23 protein-coding genes are annotated in these 22,101 nt (G+C 65.0%); 11 read left to right on the forward strand and 12 right to left on the reverse strand.

The window, feature by feature from the left end; translation table 11 throughout:
- Positions 1–2: 2 nt before the first annotated feature.
- Both dut and coaBC read right to left on the reverse strand, forming a co-directional pair.
- Complete coding sequence (gene dut, locus SAB01S_RS03290; protein ID WP_062731681.1) at positions 3–458, reverse strand: dUTP diphosphatase; 456 nt, start codon at positions 456–458, stop codon at positions 3–5.
- On the reverse strand, positions 433–1,689 hold the full coding sequence (coaBC, locus tag SAB01S_RS03295) for a bifunctional phosphopantothenoylcysteine decarboxylase/phosphopantothenate--cysteine ligase CoaBC (RefSeq protein WP_062731682.1): 1,257 nt from the start codon (positions 1,687–1,689) through the stop codon (positions 433–435). Before coaBC ends, dut begins: the two co-directional genes overlap by 26 nt.
- A gap of 77 nt (positions 1,690–1,766) precedes the next feature.
- On the opposite strand from coaBC, the gene SAB01S_RS03300 reads away from it, so the two are divergent.
- A complete protein-coding gene (locus SAB01S_RS03300; protein WP_062731683.1) occupies positions 1,767–2,240 on the forward strand; it encodes a hypothetical protein in 474 nt (157 codons plus the stop codon).
- On the opposite strand, the gene SAB01S_RS18370 is transcribed toward SAB01S_RS03300, so the two are convergent.
- From SAB01S_RS18370 to SAB01S_RS03315, 3 genes are read right to left on the reverse strand one after another with little or no spacing between them, the layout of a single operon-like run.
- On the reverse strand, positions 2,214–2,687 hold the full coding sequence (locus SAB01S_RS18370; protein WP_157078259.1) for a hypothetical protein: 474 nt from the start codon (positions 2,685–2,687) through the stop codon (positions 2,214–2,216). The genes SAB01S_RS03300 and SAB01S_RS18370 overlap by 27 nt on opposite strands.
- A complete protein-coding gene (ubiB, locus tag SAB01S_RS03310) occupies positions 2,666–4,204 on the reverse strand; it encodes a 2-polyprenylphenol 6-hydroxylase (protein ID WP_062731685.1) in 1,539 nt (512 codons plus the stop codon). The genes SAB01S_RS18370 and ubiB overlap by 22 nt, the downstream gene beginning before the upstream one ends.
- 7 nt (positions 4,205–4,211) lie before the next feature.
- Positions 4,212–4,943 (reverse strand): class I SAM-dependent methyltransferase, encoded by a 732-nt coding sequence (locus tag SAB01S_RS03315; RefSeq protein ID WP_062731792.1) that lies wholly within the window; start codon positions 4,941–4,943, stop codon positions 4,212–4,214.
- A 118-nt stretch (positions 4,944–5,061) separates the two neighbouring features.
- Between SAB01S_RS03315 and treF the strand changes: the two genes are divergently transcribed.
- From treF to SAB01S_RS03340, 5 genes are all read left to right on the forward strand, one after another.
- On the forward strand, positions 5,062–6,627 hold the full coding sequence (treF, locus tag SAB01S_RS03320) for an alpha,alpha-trehalase TreF (protein ID WP_062731686.1): 1,566 nt from the start codon (positions 5,062–5,064) through the stop codon (positions 6,625–6,627).
- Positions 6,628–6,644: 17 nt separating this feature from the next.
- Complete coding sequence (mutM, locus tag SAB01S_RS03325) at positions 6,645–7,457, forward strand: bifunctional DNA-formamidopyrimidine glycosylase/DNA-(apurinic or apyrimidinic site) lyase (RefSeq protein WP_062731687.1); 813 nt, start codon at positions 6,645–6,647, stop codon at positions 7,455–7,457.
- A 118-nt stretch (positions 7,458–7,575) separates the two neighbouring features.
- The gene (rpsT, locus tag SAB01S_RS03330; protein ID WP_009820781.1) at positions 7,576–7,839 is read left to right on the forward strand and encodes a 30S ribosomal protein S20; all 264 of its coding nucleotides are present in this window, start codon (positions 7,576–7,578) and stop codon (positions 7,837–7,839) included.
- A gap of 407 nt (positions 7,840–8,246) precedes the next feature.
- Positions 8,247–9,650 carry a chromosomal replication initiator protein DnaA gene (dnaA, locus tag SAB01S_RS03335; RefSeq protein ID WP_062731688.1) on the forward strand — a complete coding sequence of 468 codons (1,404 nt, stop codon included), beginning with the start codon at positions 8,247–8,249 and terminating at the stop codon, positions 9,648–9,650.
- Between the two features lie 43 nt (positions 9,651–9,693).
- Positions 9,694–10,305, forward strand: a complete 612-nt coding sequence (locus SAB01S_RS03340) for a peptidylprolyl isomerase (protein WP_062731689.1) — start codon at positions 9,694–9,696, stop codon at positions 10,303–10,305.
- 10 nt (positions 10,306–10,315) lie between these two features.
- On the opposite strand, the gene SAB01S_RS03345 is transcribed toward SAB01S_RS03340, so the two are convergent.
- Together SAB01S_RS03345 and SAB01S_RS03350 are read right to left on the reverse strand one after the other, a co-directional pair.
- The gene (locus SAB01S_RS03345; RefSeq protein ID WP_062731690.1) at positions 10,316–11,545 is read right to left on the reverse strand and encodes a dicarboxylate/amino acid:cation symporter; all 1,230 of its coding nucleotides are present in this window, start codon (positions 11,543–11,545) and stop codon (positions 10,316–10,318) included.
- A 75-nt stretch (positions 11,546–11,620) separates the two neighbouring features.
- Positions 11,621–12,826, reverse strand: coding sequence for a penicillin-binding protein activator (locus tag SAB01S_RS03350; RefSeq protein WP_062731691.1), 1,206 nt, complete (start codon positions 12,824–12,826; stop codon positions 11,621–11,623).
- A gap of 11 nt (positions 12,827–12,837) precedes the next feature.
- Here SAB01S_RS03350 and rsmI point away from each other — a divergent pair, with 11 nt between their 5' ends.
- The 4 genes from rsmI (at position 12,838) to SAB01S_RS03370 (ending at position 15,712) form a co-directional block, all read left to right on the forward strand.
- On the forward strand, positions 12,838–13,680 hold the full coding sequence (rsmI, locus tag SAB01S_RS03355; RefSeq protein ID WP_062731692.1) for a 16S rRNA (cytidine(1402)-2'-O)-methyltransferase: 843 nt from the start codon (positions 12,838–12,840) through the stop codon (positions 13,678–13,680).
- Positions 13,677–14,030, forward strand: coding sequence for a YraN family protein (locus SAB01S_RS03360; RefSeq protein WP_062731693.1), 354 nt, complete (start codon positions 13,677–13,679; stop codon positions 14,028–14,030). Before rsmI ends, SAB01S_RS03360 begins: the two co-directional genes overlap by 4 nt.
- A gap of 45 nt (positions 14,031–14,075) precedes the next feature.
- Complete coding sequence (gshB, locus tag SAB01S_RS03365; protein WP_062731694.1) at positions 14,076–15,050, forward strand: glutathione synthase; 975 nt, start codon at positions 14,076–14,078, stop codon at positions 15,048–15,050.
- Positions 15,051–15,112: 62 nt separating this feature from the next.
- Positions 15,113–15,712, forward strand: a complete 600-nt coding sequence (locus tag SAB01S_RS03370) for a DedA family protein (protein WP_021228816.1) — start codon at positions 15,113–15,115, stop codon at positions 15,710–15,712.
- A gap of 4 nt (positions 15,713–15,716) precedes the next feature.
- Here SAB01S_RS03370 and SAB01S_RS03375 read toward each other — a convergent pair whose 3' ends face one another.
- From SAB01S_RS03375 to rplJ, 3 genes are all read right to left on the reverse strand, one after another.
- Positions 15,717–16,613, reverse strand: a complete 897-nt coding sequence (locus tag SAB01S_RS03375; protein WP_062731695.1) for a tyrosine recombinase XerC — start codon at positions 16,611–16,613, stop codon at positions 15,717–15,719.
- A gap of 174 nt (positions 16,614–16,787) precedes the next feature.
- Positions 16,788–17,165, reverse strand: a complete 378-nt coding sequence (rplL, locus tag SAB01S_RS03380; protein ID WP_021228814.1) for a 50S ribosomal protein L7/L12 — start codon at positions 17,163–17,165, stop codon at positions 16,788–16,790.
- Between the two features lie 69 nt (positions 17,166–17,234).
- Complete coding sequence (gene rplJ / locus SAB01S_RS03385; RefSeq protein ID WP_021228813.1) at positions 17,235–17,750, reverse strand: 50S ribosomal protein L10; 516 nt, start codon at positions 17,748–17,750, stop codon at positions 17,235–17,237.
- 805 nt (positions 17,751–18,555) lie between these two features.
- On the opposite strand from rplJ, the gene SAB01S_RS03390 reads away from it, so the two are divergent.
- A complete protein-coding gene (locus tag SAB01S_RS03390; RefSeq protein ID WP_062731696.1) occupies positions 18,556–19,209 on the forward strand; it encodes a YjbE family putative metal transport protein in 654 nt (217 codons plus the stop codon).
- A gap of 56 nt (positions 19,210–19,265) precedes the next feature.
- Here SAB01S_RS03390 and SAB01S_RS03395 read toward each other — a convergent pair whose 3' ends face one another.
- The gene (locus SAB01S_RS03395) at positions 19,266–20,573 is read right to left on the reverse strand and encodes a CitMHS family transporter (RefSeq protein WP_062731697.1); all 1,308 of its coding nucleotides are present in this window, start codon (positions 20,571–20,573) and stop codon (positions 19,266–19,268) included.
- 31 nt (positions 20,574–20,604) lie between these two features.
- Entirely contained in the window at positions 20,605–22,101 is a 1,497-nt protein-coding gene (locus SAB01S_RS03400; RefSeq protein WP_062731698.1) for an OprO/OprP family phosphate-selective porin, read from the reverse strand.

Below are 22,101 nucleotides of genomic sequence, written 5' to 3' on the forward strand. Positions count from 1 at the left end.
CGTCACACTCCCGTCGAACCAAAGCCGCCCTGTCCGCGGGCGGTATCGTCCAGACTATCGACTTGGGCGAAACTGGCAAGCTGGACCGGCGCGACCACCAGCTGGGCGATCCGGTCGCCGCGCGCGATGGCGAAGGGCTGGTCGCTAAAGTTGATGAGGATGATCTTCACCTCGCCGCGATAATCGGCGTCGATCGTTCCGGGACTATTGGGCAGGCTGATCCCATGTTTGAGCGCCAGGCCCGATCGCGGGCGGGCCTGTATCTCATAGCCTTCGGGTATCGCCATGGCAAAGCCGGTCGCGACGGCATGGCGTCCGCCTGGCGGCAGGATCAGATCCTCGGCCGACACCACGTCCATGCCGGCCGCCTGCGCGGTGGCGTAGGCAGGCAATGGCAAGCCTTCGCCATGCGGCAGGCGCTTGATCCGTATTTCAATCGGCGGAAGGGGAGAGGGCATGGGCAACCTTTGCAATGAGTTTGTCGGCGACGGCGTGCTTGGGCAGGCGCGGCCAGCATTCGATGCCCTGCGCGCTGACAATCTGCACGGCATTGTCCTCGCCGCCCATCACGCTTTTGCCCGGAGCGCCGGACACGTCATTGGCGACGATCCAGTCCGCGCCTTTCTTCGCCAGCTTGGCCTGCGCATGGTCCGCGACCTTTTCCGTCTCGGCGGCAAAACCGATCAGCAGCTTTGGTCTTTGAGCATGATGCCCCAGCGTGGCGAGAATGTCGGGGTTTTCTACCAAGGAAAGGGGGGCAGGCCGGCCTGATCCATCCTTTTTGATCTTCTGCCCGGCAGCGTCGACCACGCGCCAGTCGGCCACGGCGGCGACCATGATCGCGGCATCGACCGGCAAGGCCGCTTCGACGGCGGACAGCATCTCCCGCGCTGTCTCCACGTCGATCCGGGTCACGCCCGCTGGCGTCGGCAATTGCACTGGCCCGGCCACCAGCGTCACGCGGGCACCAGCGCGCGCGGCGGCGGCGGCGATAGCAAAACCCTGTTTGCCCGAAGACCGGTTGGCGATGTAGCGCACCGGGTCGATCGGCTCATGCGTCGGCCCGGCGGTGATCAGGACATGGCGGCCCGCCAGCGATCCGCTATCGGCGGCGAAGTCAGATTGTCCGGCCAGGGGATCGGCAGGCAGGGGCAAAGCGAGCAGGCGCGCGATTTCCGTCACAATGGCTTCCGGTTCGGGCAGGCGGCCCTTGCCAAATTCCCCGCAGGCCATCGCGCCGTCATCCGGCTCCATCACATGCACGCCATCGGCCCGCAGCTGGTGCAGGTTCCGCTGGGTCGCGACATGATGCCACATGCGCACATTCATCGCAGGGACGGCCAGCACCGGCTTGTCGGTGGCGAGCAGCAGTGTGGTCGCCAGATCGTCGGCGAGGCCGTTCGCCATCTTCGCGAGGATATTGGCAGTGGCCGGCGCGACCACCACCAGATCGGCCTGGCGGCTAAGGTGGATATGACCGATCTCGCGCTCTTCCTTCAGGTCGAACATGTCGTCGAACACCTGATCCTCGGTCAGCACGCCAAGGCTGAGCGGCGTCACGAACTGCTTGGCGCTCGTCGTCAGCACCGCCCGCACCGCGATCCCGCGCTTGCGCAACAGCCGCACAAGTTCGAGCGATTTATAGGCAGCGATCCCGCCGGAAATGATGAGGAGGATGCGGTGGGTCATGGTGGTTCGAACATTTGGTCGTGCGAACCGGCCTTGTCCAGACTATTAGAGCATGATGCAAACAAGGGAGGCACCGGATGCGGAAATGGCTGATGCCTTGCGTGGCCCTTCTGCTCCAGGGATGCCAGCCGCCGCCGCCCTTTGTGATAGCGGTAATTGAGACGGGGAAGCTGACCTTTCATATCCGCCAGCGTGGATTGTTCGCAGATCGCATTTTCGGCTGGGACGATTCACATGCCACAGTAAGGCGTTTGACCATTGTAAATGGCAATTTGCCGATCGTTCGTTTTGAACAGTGGCAGGGTGCAATGCAGCCTTGCCTGAGTTCGGACAAGTTCCCGGTTACGTTAGGCGAACGACGATGTGGCTATCGCTGGGTGGGCCGCAACATTCTGCCGACGGGTGAGCAAATTTACAGCGTCTATCTGGATTCCTGCGTCGGCGTCGTTGTGCCGCGCTGTAACATCGGTGGCGAATATTGGGCCGATCGTCCCGTTGGCCGCTTCCGCCTCAATCCCGACGGCTCAGTCGCCAACATCCGGCCCGATTAATCCTCGAACAATCGCAGCGCACACCCCTCCACAGATCATGCCGGTCAGGATCAGGTTGACGAGGAGTGCGTGCCCGAGCCCCAGCGGAAAAGAATAGGCGAATAGGGCCGGGGGCCCGAGAACGACGCCCGATCCCGCCCATAGCAGCCAATTATATTTCTGCGGGACGACTGGCTCTATCCGCATCACCCCTTGCACCATCAGCAGCACGAGAGGCCAGACGGCGAAGAGAGCAAACAAACCAGCGGGGATCACGAGAAATGCGCTCCGCATGACCAACAGCCAAGGATCGCTGAGTATCCGCCAATCCACACCAAAGGGTGATCCGGGATATAGTTTGATGGCAAAACAGAAGCCGGCGATCCAGCACGTCGCAATTGATGCCAGCAGCAGGCGAGAATAAGGATTGTCCCGCCTGTTCGTTGTCACAGCAATTGCGCTTCCCACATCACGCCAGCCCCTGCCGCCGCCGCGATCACCGCCACCAGCGCGTAGCGCCAGCCGCCGCCTACACGGATCAGCTTCACCTCGGTAAGAGGGGGCGGGGGCGGGGCGCCGCCCTTTTCGGGGAAGGCATCCTCGATCCGTTTGATGAGGCCCGGAAGACGCTGGAGCGTACGCCAATTTTCGATCAGTGTGTCGGCCGCCTTGGCCTCTGGCCCCAGTTCGTCGCGCAGCCAGCCTTTCACATAAGGCCCGCTCGTCTCCCACATATTGATGTCGGGATCGAGCGTATGGGCCACGCCCTCCACCATCACCATGGTCTTTTGCAGCAGCAGCAAATGCGGCTGGGTCTGCATGTCGAAATCGCGCGTGATGGCGAACAGGCCGTCCAGCATGCCGCCCACCGACAATTCGCTCGCCGCCTTGCCACGCATCGGTTCGCCCACGGCGCGCAGTGCCGTCGCGAATTCGGCGACATTATGATGGGCGGGGACATATTGCGCCTCGAAATGGATTTCGGCGACGCGTTTGTAATTGCCGGTGATGAGGCCGTAGAGAATTTCCGCCAGCCACATGCGCGCGCGCCGGTCGATCCGGCCCATGATGCCAAAGTCGATCGCGACAATCTCGCCGCTTGCCGTCACGAACAAATTGCCCTGATGCATGTCCGCGTGGAAAAAGCCTTCGGCGATCGCCTGCCGCAGGAAGGCATTGACCAGACGGGCGGCCAGATCCTTCATGTCATGGCCGGCGGCGACCAGCGCGGCGCGATCGGCGATCTTGATGCCGTCGATCCACTCCATCGTCATGACCTTGCCGCTCGTGCGGTCCCAGTCGATGGCGGGGATGCGATAGCCCGGCATCGCCTCCATCGCCTCGGCCAGCTCGGACGCCGAAGCCGCCTCGCGCCGCAGGTCCAGTTCGCGCGCGGTCCAGCGCTTCAGGTTGGCGATGACCAGGCGCGGGCGCAGACGCGCGACTTCGCCGCCCAGCTGTTCGATATGGGCCGCGGCCCATTCATAGGTCTGGATGTCGCGGTTGAACTGATCGATGACGCCGGGGCGGATCACCTTGACCGCAACGTCCCGCCCGTCGGTGGTGAGCGCGCGATGCACCTGCGCGATCGATGCCGCACCCACCGGCGTTTCGTCGAACCGTCTGTAAAGCGCTTCGATCGGCCGGCCGAAACTTTGCTCGATCTGGGCGCGGATCGTGTCGAACGGCACAGGGGGCAGGGCGTCCTGCAAGCGTAGCAGATCATTGGCCGCTTCCTCGCCGACTAGGTCGGGCCGCGTTGCAAGTGTCTGGCCCAGCTTGATCGCCGCGGGGCCGATCGCCTGAAACGCATCGGCATAGCGCGGCTGCTTGGGCACGCGCGCGCCCAGCCGGGCGATCCGCACCAGACGGCGCACGGGCGCAGGCGTCAGCGGATCGCGCTCGATCCCGCGCAGCGCGCCATGCCGTGCCAATATGCGCCCCCATTTCAGGAGCCGCCAGATATGGGTGATGTGGGACGTCATGCGTGGGTCAGATCTTCCACCCGCTATGGATGGCCACCAGTCCGCCCATGATCGGCTCGACCTTGGTATTCACGAAACCCGCGTCGCGGATCATGCCTTCAAATTGGGGCATGGGCGGGAAGCGGCGGATCGATTCGATCAGATAGCGGTAGCTGTCGGCATCATTGGCGAACAGCTTGCCCAATTGCGGCACCAGCTTGTGCGAATAGACGTCATAGACGTCCGAAAAGCCCGGCCAGCTCGTGGTGGAAAATTCCAGGCAAAAAAAACGCCCGCCAAATTTCAGCACGCGATGCGCCTCTGCCAGCGCCTGATCGATATGGGTGACGTTGCGGATGCCAAAGGCGATCGTGTAGGCGTCGAAGGTGCGGTCGCCAAAAGTCAGCTCTTCGGCATTCTGCTCAGACCAGATCAGCCCTTCATAACCCTTTTTCTGCGCCCGCTCGACGCCGACCGCCAGCATTTCGGGATTGATGTCCGACACGGTCACCTGCGCGCCACGGCGGTGCATGCGGAACGCGATGTCGCCCGTGCCGCCGGCCATGTCGAGTATCTCTTCGCCCGCACGCGGCTTTACGCGGCGGACGAACTGGTCTTTCCACAGCCGATGCGCGCCGCCCGACATGGCGTCGTTCATCAGGTCATATTTGGCCGCGACATTGGAAAAGACGGCGCGGACCATGCCCGCTTTTTCGGCGGCATCGACGTCGCGATAGCCGAAGGATGCTGTTTCGCTCATGACCTCCGCTCTAGCGGCTGTTTTGGCGCCATGCCAGCGCGAAGGCAGCAGCGGCCGGAACGTTTCGCCTGCGTCATCCATTCCCTCGTCCGACCGACCGACAAGGGGGAATGTCGATATGCGCCGACCCGTCCGCTTCACCGTCGCGCTTGCCGCGCTGCTTTGCATGGCGCAGGCCGCGCCGCCGCCTAGCCCCCAGCAAATTTACGGTCCCTTATTCGAAGCGGTGCAGGGCGGGCGGGTGTTTGAAGACGGCAAGACCTTCGTCGATGCCGCGCCCAAAGGCGACCCCGCCGCCATTGTCGAGGCCTATCGGCGGGAACAGCCAAAGGGCGCGGCCTTGCGCCAGTTCGTTCTGCGCCATTTCACCGTGCCGGGCGAGGGGGGGGAACGGCCGGCTCCATCGCTGCGCGACCATATCCGGGCGCTCTGGCCGCAACTCACGCGGCCCGCGCTCAATCCGCCTGCCGGTTCGTCGGCGCTGTCCCTGCCCGCGCCCTATGTCGTGCCGGGCGGTCGCTTTCGCGAAATCTATTATTGGGACAGCTATTTCACGATGCTCGGCCTCAAGGCGGATGGGCAGCAATCGCTGATCGATTCGATGCTCACCGATTTTGAAAGCCTGATCGCCCGCTACGGCTTCATCCCCAACGGCACCCGCACTTACTATCTGGGGCGATCGCAGCCGCCTTTTTTGTCGCTGATGGTCGATCTGGCCAGTGATCCTACCGATCCCCGCCATCTGGCCGCGTTGCGCGCCGAACATGCCTTCTGGATACGCGGTAGCGATCACGCCATCCGGGCAGGCGCGTCGCTGCGCGTGGTGCGCATGCCCGACGGCGCGCTGCTCAACCGCTATTGGGATGATCGGCCCGGACCGCGCGATGAAAGCTGGGCCGAGGATGTCGCGACCGCGCGGGAAAGCAACAGGGCCAAGGGCGACGTCTATCGCGACCTGCGCGCCGGTGCGGAAAGCGGCTGGGATTTTTCGTCTCGCTGGCTTGCCGACTCCAAACGCCTGTCCACGATCCGCACCACGCACATCGTGCCCGTCGATCTCAACAGCCTGCTCTGGCGGCTGGAGCGTGCGATTGCCGGCCGATGCGCGACAGCGGGCGATGCCGGCTGCGCGCGTGAGTTCCATCAGCTGGCTGCAAGGCGCAAGGCCGCCATCGACCGTTGGCTCTGGCAGGCAGACGCAGGGCATTATGCGGACTGGGACATGGACAGCCATGGACCCACGCCCATTTTGTCGGCAGCGACGCTCTTTCCGTTGTTCGTAGGCCTGTCCAGCAAAGCCCAGGCCGATGCCGTTGCCCGGATCACGCGCGATCAGCTTGTCGGGGAGGGCGGCTTGCGCACGACCCGGCTCGCGACAGGGCAGCAGTGGGACAGCCCCAATGGCTGGGCGCCGCTTCAATGGGTGGCGATCGACGGGCTGGCGCGTACAGGCCATCTGCCCCTCGCCAGGGACATTGCGCGCCGCTGGATATCGACGGTCGACTCGGCCTTCCGCCAAAGCGGCAAGATGCTGGAAAAATATGATGTGGAAGAACGCAAGCCCGGCGGCGGCGGCGAATATCCGCTGCAGGACGGCTTTGGCTGGACCAACGGCGTGACTGCAGCGCTGATCGATCGCTGGCCGGACCTTGATCCCGATGCCCCTGTTGCGGCGGGGGAATAGCCCCTACATGACGGCCCATGCCTGAACTTCCCGAAGTCGAAACCACTGTGGCGGGCCTGCGCTCGGTCTTGCTCGGCAGCCGGCTCATGCGAGTCGAACCGCGCCGCGCCGACCTGCGCTTTCCCATTCCGCCGGACCTGCGCCAGCGGATGACGGGCGCGACGGTTACGGGTCTGTCCCGGCGGGCCAAATATGGCCTGATTGAAACCGACCGGGGCGACATGATGATCTTCCACCTTGGCATGTCGGGGCGTTGGCGTATCGACCCGGCGGAGATTGGCGCACACGACCATCTGCTCGTCGAAACCGATCAGGGGCGGCTCCTGTCCCTCAACGACCCGCGCCGGTTCGGATCGCTTAATTTGGTGCGGGCCGACGCCTGGTCCGGCTATGCGCCCTTTACCCGCATGGGGCCGGAGCCTTTAGGGCATGAATTCTCGCCCGCGATGCTGGCCACAGCCCTGAAAGGCAAGGCGACCTCGATCAAGGCGGCGCTGCTGGACCAGCGCATCGTGGCTGGATTGGGCAATATCTATGTCTGTGAGGCGCTCAACATGTCGGGCATCGCCCCGACCCGCCCGGCCGGGCGAATCAGCGGTGCGCGCCTGGCGCTGCTGGTGGACGCGATTCGCACCGTGCTGACGGCCGCCATCACCGCTGGCGGATCGACTCTGCGCGACTATGCCCGGCCAGATGGCGAATTGGGCTATTTTTCCAAGCAATGGCGCGTCTATGGCCGGGAGGGGCAGCCCTGCCCGTGCGGTGGCACCGTGCGACGGCGCGTCGATGGCGGGCGATCGACATTCTATTGCCCCACATGCCAGAAATAGCCGACCGCGAATCCGTTGACGCCCGCCCCGATACTCTGTAAGGGGCGCACCTTCACGAGGCATGTCGGCATTTTTCGGCGGGCCTCTTCCCGAGATTTGACGAGAACCGAGGAATAGAATGGCCAATACGCCGCAAGCCAAGAAGCGCATCCGTCGCAACGAGCGTCGCGCCGCAATCAATGGCGCCCGCATCAGCCGGATCCGCACCCTGGTGAAGAAGGTGGAAGCCGCCATCGTCGCTGGCGACAAGGATGCCGCCACGACCGCGCTGCAGACCGTTCAGCCTGAACTGGCGCGCGGCGTCGCGCGCGGCGTGCTGCACAAGAACACCGCCGCACGCAAGTTCGGCCGCCTGACCAAGGCCGTCAGCGCGATCGCCTGACACCCCCGCAAGGGAATGACGAACCTAAGTGCCCGCTCCGGATTGCCGGAGCGGGCCTTTCGTTTTTGCGTCACATCTTTGTCATCAGCCAGACACACGGGAATCCCGCGATTCGGCCGGGAACGCCAAGATTGTGACCAAATAAATAACTGAAAAACTGTGGTAAAATGGCAAGTTGGCCTTTTCCGCGGCTTTGCCGAGTCAACGGCTTTATTTCATTTTTTTGAAGTGTCTCGGCCTTGATCCTGCGGATCGCGCCTGTCTATTTTGCTCCTCCGGCCGCCGCTCGAATCGTTTTTCAGGCGGTCGTTATTAGGTCAGACGATGCAGGGTGATCGGAAAGCCAGTGGCTTTTCCGGATAGCTACGCTTGTGTCGTTCAGGCCGATTTGGGGGGTCGCTTCAGGTATGAACGTCAGGGCAGCTTTGGTGGAACGTCAGGCAACGGACAGTGAAAATGGCGCCGGCCTGGATTCCGCCTGGAGCGCGATCCGGACGGGCCTACGCCGTGATCTTGGCGCGCGTCTGTTCGACCAGTGGCTAAAGCCTGCGCGGCTTGGCGACTATTGCCCCGAATCGCAGACGCTCGACCTGCTGGTCGCCACTGACTTCAGCGCGAATTTCGTGTCGGGCCAGTTTGGCGATCGCCTGCGCATGGCATGGCGCAGCGCCGGAGTCGGTGTGCGCGAGGTGCGGGTGCGCCGCGCGCCTGACGCTGCCGGACCGCGCCTGCTGGAAATCGCGTCCTTGCCGGAAGCCGACTCCTGCGTCGTCGAGGAAATGGTTGTCGCGTCCAACTTCCAGCCGCGCCACAGGCTCGACGATTTCGTCGTAGGCGACACCAACCGCCTGGCCTGGTCTGCGGCGCAGGCGATGGCGGGCGAAGCGCAGCCGCGTTTTACGCCGCTGTTCATTCATGGCGGTACGGGGCAGGGCAAGACCCATTTGCTGCACGGCATCGCAGCGGCGTTCTCGGCGCATTCGCCCAAGGCCCCGGTCCTCTATATGTCGGCCGAACGCTTCATGATGGAATTTGTGAACGCGATGCGCGCCAATGAGACGATGGCGTTCAAGGCGCGGCTGCGGGCCGCGCGCCTGTTGCTGATCGACGATATCCAGTTCATCGCGGGCAAAGGATCGACGCAGGAGGAATTTCTCCACACGATCAACGACCTGATCGACAGTGGCGCGCGCATCGTCGTCACCGCGGATCGCGCGCCCCAGATGCTCGAAGCGATCGACGCGCGCATTCTCTCGCGACTGGCCGGTGGGCTGGTCGCGGACATTCGCGCCGCCGGCCTCGACCTTCGCCTCGCCATCCTTCAATCAAAGCGCGCTCTGGCCGGCGACACGACCGTCCCAGACATGGTGATCGATTTCCTCGCCCGCTCGATCCGGTCGAATGTGCGCGAACTGGAAGGCGCCTTCAACAAGCTGGTCGCTTATGGCCAGTTGACCGGACGCGCGATTGATCTGGATTTCGCCCAGCAGATGCTGGCCGATGCTGTCCGCGCCAATGCCCGCCGCATCACCGTGGATGAAATCCAGAAGGCCTGCGCTGCGCATTTCAAGATCGATCCGGCGGAAATGCGCTCCAAGCGCCGCGCGCGCGCCGTCGCCCGTCCGCGTCAAGTGGCCATGTATCTCGCCAAGAAGATGACGCCGCGATCGCTGCCCGAGATCGGCCGCATCTTCGGCGGACGTGACCACAGCACCGTGATCCATGCCGTGCGCACGATCGAGGCGCTGCGTGAAACCAGTCCCGACATGGACGCCGACATCCGCGCGTTGCAGCGCCAGCTGGAGGGGTAAGCCCCCTCTGGCGCGTGGCGCCCGATCGGCTAGGCTGGCGGACATGATTCGCCAGCTTGTCCTTATCCTCTCCGCCTTCCTGTCGATCGTCCCGGCATCGGCGCAGACTTCTTCGTCATCCGCCCCCGATCCGGCCGATGTTCGCGTGCTGATGCAGACGGAGCAGGGGCCGATCGTGCTCGCGGTGCATAGCGGCAAGGCCCCCATCACCGCCGCCAATTTCCTGAAATATGTCGATCAGAAGCGTCTCGATGGCACGGCCTTCTACCGTGGCGTTGGCGCTGCCGATTATGGCTTCGTGCAGGGCGGCGCGCAAAATGACCCCAAACGCATCCTGCCGCCGATCGCGCATGAACCGACCAGCCAGACGGGCCTGGTCCATGATGACGGGGCGCTTTCCATGGCGCGTTATGCGCCGGGCAGCGCGACTGGCGACTTTTTCGTCGTGCTGGGGCGGATGCCGTCCATGGACGCCAATCCCGACGCAGCCGGCGATAATCAGGGATTTGCGGTTTTCGCCCATGTGGTGGAGGGGCTGGATGTGATCAAGGCGATCCTCGCCGCGCCCAAATCGCCGACCAAGGGTGAAGGCGTCATGAAGGGCCAGATGCTCGAAACACCCGTCAGGATCATCAGCGTGCGCCGCGCGCCCTGACAAACGCCCGTCAGTCCGCTGCGCGCCGCTGGTCCAGGATGCGGGCAACGCCCATGTCGGCGGTGACATTGCCGACAGTGCGGAAGATGTCGGGCACCGTTTCCACCGCGAGCAAAAGCGGCAGCGCCTCCACCGGCACGCCCATGGCAAGGCAGATGGGCCCCGTGGTCGTGAAGAAGGTGATCTGGCTGGGAAGCCCCACGGCGGCCAGGCTGACCACCGCCGCCACCAGCACGCCCAGGACCAGCTGCGTCGCGCCCAGATCGACGCCATTCATGGCAGCGACATAGAGGGCGACGCCCAGATTGGCGGGCGGGCTGGTGATCCGAAAGAGGGAAATCGCCAGCGGCAGGACGATGGACCGGCTCGTTTCCCGCACCGCCAGCGCGCCATCGCTTGCCTGGATCATAGCAGGCAGCGACGCGATCGAGCTTTGCGTCGAAAAGGCGATGGCCTGCGCTGGAAAGGCGGCGCGGGCAAACCGGCCGACGCCGATCCGGCCGAGCAGGACCGTCATCGGATAGACGAGCAATGTCACCAGCAGGCACAAGGCCACGATGAACAGGATATAGTGGAGCAGAGCGCCCGCCGTCGCGAGGCCCGACCGCGCGCCCGCGACCAGCGCGAGCGCGAATACGCCCAAGGGCGCGAGCCACAAGACCCAGTTCACCACCACGAGCAGTGCGTCGGCCAGCGCCTGAAAAAAGCCGACCAGCTGCGCGCGCCTGTCTGCCGCGATCCGCGTCACCGCAAAGCCGAAGATCAGCGCGAACAGTACGATGGCGACCACTTGCCCATCGGCTGCCGATTTGAGCGGGTTGACGGGAATGAAACCGAGCAGCCATTCCGCCGAGGGCCGCACGTCCGGGACCTCGCTGACCGGTCCTGCGCCCGCCAGCGCGCCCACCGCGCCTTCCGGCACCGGCCAGAGCGTCAGCAGGAGCGGCCCGGCAAGCGCTGCGACGCTTGCCGCCCCGACCAGCAGGATCGCGAACAAGCCGATTGCGCGCGCGGCGAGGCCATTATTCCGCGCTGTCGTCGCTGCCTGCGCGATGCCCGTAACCAATAGGGCAAAGATCAGCGGGATGAGCGGCATCTGCAATCCGCCAAGCCACGCCTTGCCGATCGGCTGCACCACGTCGACGATCGTCCTGTCCCAGGCGCCGCCCCATTCGGCGATGGCAATGCCGCAGATCAGCCCGAAGACCAGGGCAATGAGGATGCGGACGGTCAACGTCATGGGTTCAGCTCTTTCCGGTCAGGGCTTGCACAGACAGGCAAACGGATCGGATGCGGGCAAGCCGCCAGCTGGTTCTCACTCGCCAAAGCTGCGCGGGGCGGGATCGATGACGGTGAAATTGCCCGCGCCGACCTCCGAGACTTCCAGAGCGCGTTCGGCAACGCCCGTGCGGGTGAAGCGGAAGGCGCCGTCGATACCGGAAAATCCTCCCGCGTCGCGCAGCCGAGCGGCGGGGAAGGGCGCGCCGGCTTTCCACTGCTGGGCGATCCGCACGGTCAGCAACACCGCGTCATAGCCGAGCGACGACAGGCGAAATGGCGCCGACCCGTACCGGGCGCGATATTTGGCGACGAGCTGGCGATAGAGGCCATCCGAGACGCTGGCGAACCAGGCGCCGCGCAGCGCGGGATTGCTGGCAAGCGATGGTTCCGCATTCCACAATTCGGTGCCCAGCAACCGGGCGCTGCCGCCGCCATTTTTGCGCAGGATCGGCGCGATCTGCAACGCGACGCGCCCGGAATCGGCGATCAGCAACGCGTCATAGCTGGAGGACGCTTGCAATGCCTTGACCGCTGCGGCGATCGACCCTGCCGATCGGTCGAATGTCTGCATCGACACGACGGTCCCGCCGGCCTGCTCGACCGCACGCAGCATCGCATTGCCCGCCCGTTCGCCATAGGTGCCGCGCGGCACCAGCGCGCCGAACTGGCTCAGCCCCTTGGCGCGCGCGAAATCGACCACTCGCTCGATCGACTGGTTGGGGTTGTAGCCCATGATATAGACGCCGTTGCCCGCGACGCTGCTGTCGTTGGAAAAGCTTATGACCGGCACATTCGCCCGCGCCGCGATTGGCCCCACGACCCGCGCATCTTCCGCCAGCAACGGTCCCAGGATCAGCCGGTTGCCATCGGCCAGCGCCTTGTTCACGGCGGCCGCTGCGCCCATTGCCGTATCATAGGTGGTGATGCGCACCTTGTCGGTCTTGGTATCGAGCAGCGCCAGCGTCGTGGCGTTGGCGATCGACTGGCCTACCCCGGCATTGGCCCCGCTCATCGGCACCAGCAGCGCGACGCGGTGGCGAGCCGTGTCGGTGGGCAGGCCCTGGACGACTTCGGGCGTGGTCGGTCGCGTAGGCGCGTTGGGTGTGCTGGGGGCCGGTGCCTTGGGCACGATTGACTGACAGGCGGCCAGGAACAGGGCCGCGCCCATGAAGGCGACGCGCGCACCGCGCTTCATTGAAGCGAAGATGTTCGCTTGCCGGGGGGCATCCGTCTCTGTCATCTGGCGTCCTTATGGAAACTGAACTTTCTGGGCTGGAGCCCGGGCTTTACATCGTCGCGGGGCCGATCGGCAACCTTGGAGACCTGACCCCGCGCGCGGCCGAGATATTACGGCGGGCCGACGTGGTCGCGGTCGAAGATACGCGGGTCAGCGCCCGCCTGCTGCGCCATGCCGGATCGGACCGCCCGATGCTGCCTTATCATGATCACAGTGCGGATCATGTCCGCCAGCGGCTGGTCGATCGCATGGCAAGCGAATCAGTGGCGTTGCTTTCGGACGCGGGCACGCCACTCATTTCCGATCCTGGCTACAAGCTTGTGCGTGATGCTCGCGCGGCAGGGCGCAAGGTGACGACGCTGCCCGGCCCCAGCGCCGCGATCGCGGCGCTCACGCTCTCGGGGCTGCCGAGCGACCGCTTCCTTTTCATGGGCTTCCTGCCGGCCAAGGCCAAGGCGCGGGGCGATGCGCTGGGCGAAGTGGCGGCGCTGCGCGCGACGTTGGTCTTCTATGAAAGCGGGCCGCGCCTGTCCGACAGCCTGTCGGCAATGGCCGCGCATCTGGGCGATCGGGATGCCGCCGTCAGCCGGGAGATCAGCAAGGCGTTCGAGGAAACGGCGACGGGCACGCTGACTGCCCTGTCGCAGCGCTACGCCGATACGCCGCCCAAGGGTGAGATCGTTGTCATCGTCGGGCCGCCCGGCGAAGCGCCCCCGGCCAGTACGGAGGATGCCGACGCCGCCTTGCTGGAGGCAATGACGCGCCTGCCCGTGTCGAAAGCCGCTGGTGAGGTCGCCAGGAAGCTGGGGCTTGACCGCCGGACTCTCTATGACCGGGCGATGGACCTTAAGGGATGAGCCGCGCCCAGGCGGATCAGCGCGGACGGCAGGGCGAGCGCATCGCCGCCTGGTGGCTGCGGCTCAAGGGGTGGCAGATTGTCGGCCGCCGGATGCGCACGCGCGCAGGTGAAGTCGACATAGTGGCGCGGCGCGGCGCGATGCTCGCCTTTGTCGAGGTGAAGGCGCGGGCGAGTGTAGCGGAGCTAGACCTGGCGATCGACGAACGCCGCCTGGCGCGGGTTGCGGCGGCGGCCGAAATCCTCTGGCATGATCTGGCGAAGCCGGGGGACGATATGCGAATAGACGTCATCCTTCTTGCGCCGGGCCGCCCGCCGCGCCATCTGGCCAATGTCTGGCATGGGGGGTGACGGCGGCCTGCCGCGCCCTGTCCTTGTGAGTGGAAGGTGTTTGGAATGACGCAATTCAACCCCCTGACCGTCGCGGTGCAGATGGATCCGATGGAAAGGATCAACATCGCCGGCGATTCGACCTTCCACATCATGCTGGCTGGGCAGGCGCGCGGGCATAAGCTGTATCATTACCTCGCGCCCGACCTCACCTATCGCGACGGTCGGGTGCTGGCGAAGGCGCGGCCGGTGCGGGTGCAGAAAGTGCAGGGCGATCATTTCGCGCTGGGCGAATGGGAGATGCTGGACCTAGGCCGCGACGTCGACGTGGTGCTGATGCGGCAGGACCCGCCCTTCGACCTGAGCTACATTACCGCCACCCATTTGCTGGAGCGGGTGCAGGCCGAAACGCTGGTGGTCAACGATCCCGGCAGCGTGCGCGATGCGCCCGAAAAGCTGTTCGTACTCGATTATGCGCGCTTCATGCCGCCCACCATGATCACCCGCGACCTGGCCGAGGTCAAAAGCTTCTTGGCGGAACATGGCGAGATCGTGGTCAAGCCGCTATACGGCAATGGCGGCGTCGCGGTGTTCCATGTCGGCGCGAACGGGGCGAACCTGTCCTCGCTGGTCGAGCTGTTCAAGGAAAAATGGGTCGAACCCTTCATGGTGCAGGCCTTCATCCCCGGCGTCGCGGAAGGGGACAAGCGCATCGTGCTGGTCGATGGCGAGGTGATGGGCGCGGTCAACCGCATACCGGGCAAGGGCGAAATTAGGTCGAACCTGGCTGTTGGCGGATCGGCGGCCAAGACAGAACTTACCGACAAGGAACGGGAAATCTGCGCGGCCCTGGGGCCGGAGCTCAAGGCGCGCGGGCTGCTGTTTGTGGGCATCGACGTGATCGGGGGCGAATGGCTGACGGAAATCAACGTCACCTCGCCCACCGGCATCGTGTCGATCGAGGCGTTCGACGGCACGGACACCGGCGGGATGATCTGGGACGCGATCGACGCGCGGCTGGCGGCGCGGGCGGCGGACTGAACGGACTGGCGCTTGGCGCGTTGAGCCGCGGTGATCCCTTTTCCAGACCATGAGCCGCTGACATGACCGACTGGGTTCTGCGCCTGATCGACGCGGGCGGCTATTGGGGCATCGGCTTCCTCATGGTGCTGGAAAATGTCTTTCCGCCCATCCCGTCCGAACTCATCATGGGGATTGGCGGCATTCGCGTCGGGCAGGGGCGGATGGCGATGGAATGGCTGCTGCTGGCCGGGACGCTGGGCACCACGATCGGCAATTATTTCTGGTATCTGGTCGGGCATATGCTGGGGTTCGAGCGGTTGAAGCCGCTGGTCGATCGCTATGGCCGCTGGGCGACGCTGGAGTGGCGCGATGTCGAGGCACTGGATCGCCTGTTCGGCAAATATGGGCAGATCGTCGTCTTCGTGTTCCGCTTCCTGCCGGCGTTCCGCACGATGATATCGCTGCCCGCCGGTCTGTTTCGCATGGGGCATATCCGTTTCCTGCTGTGGACGGCGGGCGGAGCACTGATCTGGAACATCATCCTTGCCTATGCCGGCTTTGCGCTGGGGCGGCATTTCCAGGATATCGACCGCTATCTGGGTCCGGCGGCGAGCGTGTGCGTGGTCGGTGCCGTGATCTTCTATCTCTGGCGTCTGGCGACCTGGCGGCCGCGCGGCTGAAGGGTCAGGCGCGGGGATGGGCGTTGCGGTAGATGTCGAGCAGATGGGCGGCGTCGACCTGCGTATAGATTTGCGTGGACGACAGGCTGGCATGCCCGAGCAGTTCCTGCAGGCTGCGCAAATCCGCGCCGCGACCAAGCAGATGCGTGGCGAAGCTGTGGCGCAGGGCGTGGGGCGTGGTGCGCTCTGACAGGCCTAGGCGGCCGCGTGCCCCCTGCACGGCGCGACGGATCAGCGCAGGGGAGAGCGGGCCGCCGCGTGCGCCGCGAAACAGCGGGGCGTCGCGCTCCAGCGGATAGGGGCAGGCGGCGACATAGGTTTCGATGGCGGCGCGCAATTGCGGCAGCAGGGGCACGAGCCGGGTCTTGCCGCGCTTGCCGGTGACGCGCAGCGTGTCGCCCAGCGGCCAGACTGCGCCGGTCAGTCCCATTGCCTCACCAATGCGCAGGCCCGCGCCGTAGAGCAGCAGCAGCACGGCCCAGTCGCGGGCGCCGATCCAGTTTTCGCGGGCGGTTTCGGCGATGTCGGCGGCCAGCGCCATGGCTTCGTCGGGGGAGACGGGGCGGGGAAGGCCGCGCTTGACCCTTGGTCCCTTGAGCCGGGGAGGCCTCGCATCCTCGCCGCCGATGAAGGTGAGGAAACCCCGGACCGCCGAAAGCTCGCGCGCGGCGGAGAGATTGCCGATGCCATCGTGGCGCCGGCTGGTGAGGAAGGCGCGCAGATCGGCCTGCTCCAGGCTCGCCAGCATGGCCTGCGTCACCGCCTCGCCGCGATGCTGTTCCAAGAAGGCGACCAGCCTTTCAGCGGTGGCCTGATAGGCGCGGACGGTGTGGACCGACCGGCGGCGGTCGAGGGCGAGATGGGCGCGCCAGCATTCGATGAGGGCGGAGGAAGCGGACATGGGCCGCGCCAGGATAGGGGAGGCGGGGCGGGAAGGAAATCGCCAATCGCGTGCCCCACCAAAAGCGAAAAGGGCAGCGCCCTGACGGCGCCGCCCCTTCTTTGCCCCGGCCGAAAAGGCCGGATCGGCGCGTTCGCGAAGGAGGCACGCCCCCCCGCGCGAACGCCTGACCGATTACTTCAGCTCGACGGTCGCGCCGGCTTCTTCCAGCTGCTTCTTGAGCTTTTCGGCTTCTTCCTTGTTCACGCCTTCCTTGACGGCCTTGGGCGCGCCTTCGACCAGCGCCTTGGCTTCGGTCAGACCGAGGCCCGTGATGGCGCGGACTTCCTTGATGACGTTGATCTTCTTGCCACCGTCGCCGGTCAGGATGACGTCGAATTCGTCCTTCACTTCTTCAGCGGCAGCGGCCGGGGCGCCACCGGCGGGGCCAGCGACAGCGACGGCGGCGGCGGCCGAAACGCCCCACTTTTCTTCCAGAGCCTTGGACAGCTCGGCGGCTTCGAGGACGGTGAGGGCCGAAAGCTGGTCGACCAGAGCGTTGATGTCTGCCATGTGTTTAGTTCCTTGTTTGGGGCGATATGCCCCGTCAGATTTGGGTCAAAAAATCGGAGGGCGAACGGCTCAGGCCGCTTCCTTCTCCGCATAGGCGTTGAAGACACGCGCGAGCTGCGCGGCCGGCGCCTGGGTGACGGTTGCGAGCTTGGTAGCGGGCGCGACGATAAGGCCGACCAGCTTTGCACGCAGTTCATCCAGCGACGGCATCGATGCGAGCGCCTTGACGCCCTCTGCATCGAGCAGCACTTCGCCCATCGCGCCGCCAACGATCTCAAGCTTGTCGTTGGTCTTGGCGAAATCGATCGCAACCTTGGCGGCGGCGACCGGATCGACCGAGGTGGCCAGGCCGACCGGACCGGTGAGCATGTCGCTCAGCGCGGTATAGTCGGTGCCATCAAGGGCGATGCGGGCGAGGCGGTTCTTCGTAACCTTGTAGGACGCACCGGCGTCGCGCATCTTCTGGCGCAGGACGGTCGACTGGGCGACGGTCATGCCGAGGTTGCGGGTCACGACGACCACGCCAACTTCTGCCAGCTCTGCGTTCAGCGCGGAAACGACCTCAGCTTTCTGATTACGATCCATGCCATTACTCCACTTCATGTCCCGCGCAGCGCCGGTGAAGGCCCGCGCCAGGACGGCTCAAAACCCGCACGCCGGGTAGGCGCACGGGGCACAAAGTCCGAAGGGGAGAGATCAACCGGCCTGGAACCCCAAAAGGAACAGGCAGTCCCGAATCGGGCGAGCGCCCGTCCGGTAAAGAGCTTTTCCCCGTCTAGGCCGGGCATTAAGAAGGGCATATTCCCTTCACCGACTGTCTCGGACGGAAGGCCGACGGCATCTCTGCCACGGCCTGCGGGTGCGCCCTTAGCGAAAGCGGCCGGTGATGTCACGCCAAATCTGGCGCTGGGGCGGATATGGCTGCGCGCGTGTAAGAGCGGGCGGCGGAATTTCTCCTACGAAGTTCACAGTGTCGTCGGGGGGCCACCGACGCAAAACATGGAAAACCCAGAAGCGACGCGACGCGCAAGCGACCATGAGGCGACCACGAAGCGACACCTGTAAGGGGAGGGAAGTTCGGACGCACGGGGCGGGGAAAAGCGGGCGAGGCAGCGGGCTGGTCCATCGACAAGGATAGACCAGAGAAAATCCTATTAGGGAAGGGAATAGGGCGCTGGAGCCGGTAAATATTTGGGTCGGACACCGCCATTAGGTTTTGGATGTGTGACACCGGATAGCCGTGAAAGGCAGCCATTGCACCTAGAGTGCATTTACGCGGCAGCAGGCATGCCGGGAGGCGATACTATCCTGACGCCCCTGACCTGAAAGGTCGATGACAGCAACGCTCCTTATGCCCCCGCGGCCTCTCAAACCCAGAATGGAGCAGCCTATGACCGAAATATGGACTCACATCGTCGCGGATTTCGCCAATATCGGATCGCCCGCCGCGCTGGCCGCCTTCGGTCAGGTGGTGCTGATCGACATCATGCTGGCGGCGGATAATGCGATCGTGGTGGGCGCGCTGGCAGCTGGACTGCCGCCCGCTTCGCGCCGCAAGGTGATCGCCATCGGCGTGATCGCGGCGCTGGTGCTGCGGATCGCCTTTGCGCTCGTGGTGACGCAGCTGATGCAGCTGGTGGGACTGGTCTTCGCCGGCGGCCTCTTGCTGGTCTGGGTCGCGTGGAAGATGTGGCGCGAGTTGCGCTCGGACGGCGAGGCGGAAGACGCCGGAGATGTCGCCGGCCCCACCGCGCCAAAGGGCTTTGCTCAGGCGGCCTGGGCCGTAGCGGTCGCGGACGTGTCGATGAGCCTGGACAATGTGCTGGCGGTCGCGGGCGCGGCGCGCGAGCATCCGGGAATCTTGGTCGTCGGACTGGTCCTGTCTGTCGCGCTGATGGGCGTTGCGGCCAACCTGCTGGCCCGCGTCATCGAACGATATCGCGCGATTGCCTATATCGGCTTGCTGGTGATCCTCTATGTCGCGGGCAAGATGATCTACGAAGGCATTGTCGATCCCGCCACGGGGATCGCGGCGCTATTTTGATGTCGGTCAGGCCATGACCCGATCGGGACTCCGGGTCATGGCCTGCCCCCCTGCCGTCAGGCGACGAAGGGGAAAGCGAGCGCGATCATTCCCGCCAAGGTCATGACGATGCAGACGGCGGCGGCCGGTAGCAGCGTGAAGCGCTGATGATCGGCAAGGTCGATGCCCGCCAGGCTGACGAGCAGATAGGTCGAGGGCACCAGCGGCGAAAGCAGATGCACCGGCTGCCCCATGAGCGAAGCGCGCGCGATCGCCATGGGTTCGACGCCATAATGCGCGCCCGCCTCCGCCAGGATCGGCAGCATGCCGAAATAAAAGGCGTCATTGGAGATGAAGAAGGTGAAGGGCATGGACAGCAGCGCGGTGATCGGCGCCATATAGGGACCGAGCGCAGGCGGGATGAAGCCGACCACTTCCTTGCTCATCGCTTCCACCATGCCGGTGCCGCCCAGGATGCCGGTAAAGATGCCCGCGGCAAAAATCAGCGAAACGACCGACAGCACATTGCCGGCATGCGCCGCGATCCGTTCCTTCTGCTGCGCGACGCGGGGATAATTGACCACCATCGCGATCGCAAAGGCGATCATCATGAGCACCGATAAGGGCAGGATGCCCCAGACGAGCAGGCCAAGCAGCGCGACGACCAACGCGGCATTGATCCAGCGCAGATGCGGGCGGCGCGCTTCGGGATATTGCGACACGCCCAGTTCGGCGATGTCGACGGGTTCCCGCTGCGGCACATGGACATGCCCCAGGCGGCGCCTTTCCTTGATGCCGAACCAGAAAGCGAGGCCCAGCAGAAAGGCCAGGCCCGCGATCATGCCGGGAATGAGCGGCAGGAACAGATCGGCGGCATCCAGCTTGAGCGCGCTTGCCGCGCGAGCGGTCGGCCCGCCCCATGGCGTCAGGTTCATGATCCCGCTCGCCACCATCAGCAGGCAGACGAGGTAGATGCGCTTCATGTCGAAGCGTTTGTAGAGCGGCAACAGAGCGGCGATGGTGATGATGTAGGTGGTGGAGCCGTCGCCATCGAGGCTGACGATGGCGCACAGCACCACGCTGCCCAGCAGGATGAGCAGCGGATCCCCATGGACGATCCGCACCAGCCGCCCGACCAGCGGGTCGAACAGGCCCGTGTCGGTCATCGTCGAGAAAAAGAGGATCGCAAACAGCAGCATGACGCCGGTGGGGGCGAGGTTTTTGATCCCGTCGATCATCATGTCGCCCAGGCCCGCCGCCTGACCGGCAATCACCCCGAAAATGGAGGGAATGAGGATCAGGGCAACGAGCGGCGTCATCCGCTTGGTCATGATCAGCGTCATGAAGGTGGCGACCATCAGGAAGCCGAGCAGGGCAAGGTTCATTGCTGCATCCTTGGAAGGGACAAGAGGAGGATCAGAAGGTGACGCCGACGCGGGCGCTGACGGTCTGGCCGTCGTCGCTGCCGGTGAAGTCCCCGGCGCGATTATGGGTACGCCAATGGATTCCGTTCAGCTGAAGCCGGGTGAAGCTGTTGAGATACCAGTTGACGCCCAGCGTCGCGGCCCAGCCATCGCCGCCCAGCGCCAAGTCGGTATAATCCAGATTTTCGTACCGCGCCGTCAGCTCGATCGCGCCGGGACCACCATCGAAAGTGGGGCTGAGCACATTGGGCTGGCCAAAGCTGCCGAGGCGCGGGTTGTAGGGCGGCAATTCGCCGGTCAGGAAAAAGCCGGTGGACAGGCTCCACGCCTTGCTTTCGAAGTCCGGCCGGTCGCCGGTCAGCCGCGCCACGCGCCGGCCCGCTTCGCCCATCACCCACAGGCTGCCGGCATAGCCGCCCAGTTCCAGACCATAGCCGGTCGTCGATCGACCGCCGAGCAATTCGCCGGTCGACACCCGCACGGCACCGTTGAAGCGGCCGCCGATGACGGTGCTGCGCGTCAGGGTGGTCGCTGCCGACGACAGCGCCTCGTCAAAGCCCCAGGCGCCGACATGGAGCAGGGACCGGTCGGTCTTGATCGGGTTCCAGTGTGCGCGGGCGGCCACGGTGCGGCTGTCATTGGTCGCCTGCTGACCATCGATCCGATCGCCGGTCACGCTGACCGAGGCATGCCAGTCCGGGCCGAACAGCCTGCCCATGATCCCGATTCCATAGAAGCCGCGCTGTGGAATGATGGCGGTCGATACGGTGCTGCGTTCGAGGAATGGCGTCGAATCCGATCCGGTGCTGCCTTCAAAGGCGCGATCGTTGAACAAATGGCCGGCGCGCACGTCATAGTCGACCTTGCTGCCCAGGCGATTGCGCCAACCAAGGAAGGCGGTGACGATATCGACCTCATTTTCCGAAAAATCGCTTTCGAACTGATAGAAGAAATGCGGGCCGACGCCGCCTTCCAGCCCCAGGCGCAATGCCCGCATGCCGGTCGTCGTGGTATTGCGGCCCTTGTAACGCGACCCGTAGGTCGAGCTGACATCGACCAGGATGCGGCCGCGCGGCTTGTAGGTGAAGACGCCATCGGCAGACCGGAAAACCGGCAGGCCCGCGCCCCATTCGGTCGTGACCCCGGCCGGGTTGGCGGCGACGGCGCGGGCCTGCGCCACGTCAAGGTCGGCGGGGCCGGGCGGCACGATCTGCGGCGCGAACGGGGTGATGACCAGCGGCGGTGCCGATTGCTGTTGTGCGACCTGCTGATCGGGCGTTGTTGAAGGCTGCGCGGCGGTCGCGGCCGTGACGGCTGGCGGGGTTTGCCCCTCCAGCCGGTCGAGCCGGGCCTTGAGGGTGGCGATTTCAGCCGCCTGCGCCTTGACGAGCGCCGCCAGCTCTTGCGCACTGGGCGTTTGCGCCAAGGCGGGGGTCGCGGCGCTGAGCGCCAAGGCGGCGCAGCCGGCCCGTAGCGGAATAGCAGGCAT

It is taken from the genome of Sphingobium abikonense NBRC 16140 (assembly GCF_001598335.1).
Lineage (GTDB): Bacteria > Pseudomonadota > Alphaproteobacteria > Sphingomonadales > Sphingomonadaceae > Sphingobium > Sphingobium abikonense.